The following is a 771-nucleotide window of genomic DNA, read 5'->3' as shown; positions in this document are numbered from 1 at the left end:
CTCGACCTTCACGCTCCCGAAACCCTTGCCCGGCACGGCCTCTGCCTTGATCGCATCGGACGCGTCGAAGGGCAGGCTGACGAAGAACCAGGCGCCGCTCTTCTCCTCGTCCTTCGCGGCCCAGCGCCACAGGACGGCGGTGAAGGTGTACTCGCTCATGGCCGCGGCCGCAGCGACCGCAGCAGGACCGCGATGATCGCCACCCCAGCAACGCCGCCGAGCGCCCACGGCCACAGCGAACGGTCCTCGGCGGCCGTCACCGGAACGGCTTCACCCGAGTCAGGTGACGGGGTGGGCGCAGGCGATCCGTCGGTCGGCTCCTCGGTCGACTCCTCGATCGGCACCTCCACCCGGAGCACCTCGGAGTGCGCACCCTCCGAGCCGATCAGCACCTCGCCGGACTCGGTGACGGCGATCCCCTCGCCCTGCTGTTGCGGCGGCAGGTCGACCATGGCGACCCGGTCGAGGTCGGGCCACGTGTAGACCGCGGCCTGCCCGTAGTTGCGGAGCACCAGGTGCTCGCCGTCGGGGAAGAACGCGCCGTCGGTGGCGATGCCGAGGACCTCGTCGACCGCGGTCAGCTCGTTGCGACCCTTCTCCGCCAGGTCCTCCGGAGCGGCATAGAGGCGGCCGATGAACTCCTTGGCCACCACGAACACCTGCCCGGTCCTCGGGTGCACCAGCAAGGACTCAGCGTCGTGCGGGCCGTCGGGATAGACCAGGTCGTACGTCGCCGCGTCGACCTCCTGGTCGCCGCGGCCGAACGGCACC

At 70.7% G+C, this 771-nt stretch carries 1 protein-coding gene and 1 pseudogene; both read right to left on the bottom strand.

What is annotated here, in order from left to right:
* A partial coding sequence (locus ACOADB_RS13800; protein WP_378599564.1) for a DUF1905 domain-containing protein occupies positions 1–159 on the bottom strand: 159 nt, incomplete at its 3' end.
* A pseudogene (locus tag ACOADB_RS13795) lies at positions 156–771 on the bottom strand (hypothetical protein); the annotation flags it as partial. The pseudogene ACOADB_RS13795 and the gene ACOADB_RS13800, both read right to left, overlap by 4 nt.

This window comes from Nocardioides sp. CPCC 206348, from assembly GCF_048654705.1.
GTDB lineage: Bacteria > Actinomycetota > Actinomycetes > Propionibacteriales > Nocardioidaceae > Nocardioides.
The sequence above is the reverse complement of the archived record's forward strand: the minus strand, read 5'-3'. Positions and strand labels throughout refer to the sequence as shown.